We start from the raw sequence: 3,194 nt of genomic DNA on the forward strand, positions 1-3,194 counted from the left end.
GTGCTTGTGTTTCTCCTCTTGTAAAGAGAGCTGAACCATGTGTTCTCGGTAAAATACCTATACGTACATCTAAATTACGTATCATATCATGTTCACGGCCATCAATTCTAAAATTATTTTTTATAATATTTTTACGAACTATTTTTTTTTCTAATTCATAAAAAATTTCATTTAAATATTGTATTGAAATATTTTCATATTCTTTTTCTTGTTTAATTAATTCAAAAATTTTTAATTTTATAGAATCAATTTTGTTAATTCTATTTTGTTTTTCTTTAATTTTATATGCTTTTACTAATTTTTTTTTAGATAAAAAAACTACTTTTTGTTTAAGTTTTTCATTTATAGGAGATAAAATCCATTCATAAGTTTTTTTTTTTACTTCAGAAGATAATTTAATAATATTATCAATTAATATTTGTTGTTGATTATGACCATATATAATTGCATCTAATATTTGTTCTTCAGTTAAAAGATAAGATTTAGCTTCTACCATCAAAATTGCTTTTTTAGTACTAGATACAATTAAATCTAATGAACTATTCTTCATTTCTTTAATATTAGGATTTAAAATATATTTATTATTAATAAATCCTACACGTGCGGCACCAAATATCCCATTAAATGGGATCCCAGATAAACTTAAAACAGTAGATGCACCAATTATCGCAACAATATCTGGATTAATTTCTGGATTTACAGACATAACAGTAGCTATAATTTGAATTTCATTTAAAAAACCTTTTTTAAATAAAGGTCTTATAGGACGATCAATTAAACGAGAAATTAAAATTTCATTTTCACTAGGACGTCCTTCTCTACGAAAAAAATTTCCAGGAATACGGCCTGCGGCATATGATTTTTCTTGATAATGTACTGATAAAGGGAAAAAATTTTGTTCTGATTTAATTTTATTATCTACTACTAAGGTAACAAAAACAGCTGTATCATCAACACTTACCATTACAGAAGATGTTGCTTGCCTAGCTATCATTCCTGTTTCTATAGTTACAGTGTTATTACCATAACTAAATCTATGGATAATCGGATTTAACAAAATAAATATCCTTTTAATAAATTTTTATATTAAAATATTAATTAATTATAAATCTATAAAATAGATAGATAAAATTAAAATTTATTTAATTTCTTAATCCTAAATTTTCAATTAATATATTATAACTTTTAATTTTTTTTTTTTTAAAATAATTTAATAATTTTCTACGTTGTGATATCATGCGTAAAAGTCCTCTACGACTATGATTATCTTTTTTATGTATAGTAAAATGTTTTTGTAGATAATTAATTTTATATGTTAATAAAGCTATTTGTACTTGTGTAGATCCTTTATCTTTAATATTATTTTGATATTTTTGTATGATTTTTATTTTTTTTTCTATATTTAAATACATAATTAACCTCATTAATTATAAAATATAAATTAATAAAATTTTTTTACAGAATTTATTAATTTGCATTTTATAATATAACCTTGATTATTAATTTGACATATACCTATAAAATTATGAAATTTTTCATCAAAAATACGAAATTGTTTTTTATTTATTATAGATTTTAATTTAATTTTTTTACCATTCATTATTTTTTTTATTAATAAATTTGATAAATATAATTTTGGTATATGACTTATAATGTAATTAATAGGTAGTAATAATTTTTTAATTAAAAGAATATTTAATTTATGATTTTGATAATTCATAATTAATATTTTTAATTGTTCTAATGTTATAACATTTTTATGTAAAATTGAAATATGTGATATTACTATTCTACGTAATTTAATTATATGAGCTCCACAATTTAATTTATCTCCTAAATCATCAATAATACTACGAATATATGTTCCTTTTGAACAATTAATTTGTAATTTTATCTTATTTTTATAAAAATTTAATAATTTAATTTGATATATTATAATAGTTCTTTTTTTTAAATTAGGAATATTAATTCCTGCTCTAGCATATTTATATAAAGGAATACCTTTATATTTAATGGCAGAATACATAGGAGGTTTTTGTTTATTTTTCCCTTTAAATAAGTTTATTTTTTTTAAAATATCTTTTATAGTTACATTAACATTTTTTTTTTTTATAAGATAACCACATTTATCTGCAGTATCTGTTTTTTCTCCTAAAAGAGCCGTAACTAAATATGTTTTATTTGCATTCATTAGATATTTACTAAATTTAGTATATTCTCCAAAACAAATAGGTAACAAACCACTAGCTAAAGGATCTAAGGTCCCAATATAACCAGCTTTTTTAGCATTAAAAATAATTTTAACACACTGAAGAATTTTATTTGATGTAATACCAATAGATTTATCAAGTAATAATAAACCATTTATATTTTGTTTTTTTATTATTTTTAACATTTTTTTAAAAAAAAAATTATAATTACTAATTACTTAGTATAGTCTATTTTTTATTTTATATTATTTAATATATTACTAATACAATTACCCTCTTTTAAAGAGGAGTCTAAAATAAATTTTAATTTAGGTATTTTACGTAATTTTATTTTTTTTTGAAGTATATGTCTAATATATTCTGTTGTTTTATTTAAATAAAATAATGATTTTTTTTTATTTTTTAATTCTTCTTTATATGATAGAGTTATAAAAATTTTTGCATATGAAAAATCTTTAGATAATACTAAATCAGTAATAGTAGTAAATTTATTTATTCTTATATCATTAAGATTATTTTGTAATATTTTTGCTATTTGTTTTTTTAATTCATATGCAATTCGTAAATTACGATACAATAAATAACCTCCTTTCCTTATAAATTAAATTATATATTAAATTATTTTTTTATAATTTCATTTTTTTTAAAAATTTCTAATTTATCTCCTAAATATATATTATTAAAATTTTTAATACTAATACCACATTCCATACCATTACGTACTTCATTTACACTTTCTTTAAATCTTCTTAACGAATCTATGATACCGTTATGAATAATTTGATTATTTCTAAATAATTTTACCAAATTATTACGTTTAATTAATCCATATGTTACTATACATCCAGCTATGATACCAATTTTAGGAATAGTAAAAATACTTTTAACTTCTGCATTACCTAAAATTAATTCTTTATATTTAGGAATTAAAAGATTTTGTATATATTTTTTCATATAATTAATTAAATCATAAATAATTTTAAA

General features: G+C 19.2%; 3 protein-coding genes and 2 pseudogenes. All 5 read right to left on the minus strand.

The window, feature by feature from the left end; translation table 11 throughout:
- Positions 1-1,057: pseudogene (locus tag GJT96_RS02410) on the minus strand (polyribonucleotide nucleotidyltransferase); the annotation flags it as partial.
- Positions 1,058-1,142: 85 nt separating this feature from the next.
- The gene (gene rpsO, locus GJT96_RS01560) at positions 1,143-1,412 is read right to left on the minus strand and encodes a 30S ribosomal protein S15 (RefSeq protein WP_169780468.1); all 270 of its coding nucleotides are present in this window, start codon (positions 1,410-1,412) and stop codon (positions 1,143-1,145) included.
- A 29-nt stretch (positions 1,413-1,441) separates the two neighbouring features.
- Positions 1,442-2,395 carry a tRNA pseudouridine(55) synthase TruB gene (gene truB / locus GJT96_RS01565; RefSeq protein WP_169780469.1) on the minus strand — a complete coding sequence of 318 codons (954 nt, stop codon included), beginning with the start codon at positions 2,393-2,395 and terminating at the stop codon, positions 1,442-1,444.
- A 50-nt stretch (positions 2,396-2,445) separates the two neighbouring features.
- Positions 2,446-2,787, minus strand: a complete 342-nt coding sequence (gene rbfA / locus GJT96_RS01570) for a 30S ribosome-binding factor RbfA (protein WP_169780470.1) — start codon at positions 2,785-2,787, stop codon at positions 2,446-2,448.
- A gap of 41 nt (positions 2,788-2,828) precedes the next feature.
- Positions 2,829-3,194 (minus strand): annotated as a pseudogene (infB, locus tag GJT96_RS01575) (translation initiation factor IF-2); the annotation flags it as partial.

The sequence above is a fragment of the Enterobacteriaceae endosymbiont of Donacia piscatrix genome, assembly GCF_012569525.1.
Classification (GTDB): domain Bacteria; phylum Pseudomonadota; class Gammaproteobacteria; order Enterobacterales; family Enterobacteriaceae.

Coding starts and splice junctions, on each gene's coding strand:
- rpsO (WP_169780468.1), bottom strand. CDS start 1,412: ATGTATTTAAATATAGAAAAAAAAATAAAAATCATACAAAAATATCAA.
- truB (WP_169780469.1), bottom strand. CDS start 2,395: ATGTTAAAAATAATAAAAAAACAAAATATAAATGGTTTATTATTACTT.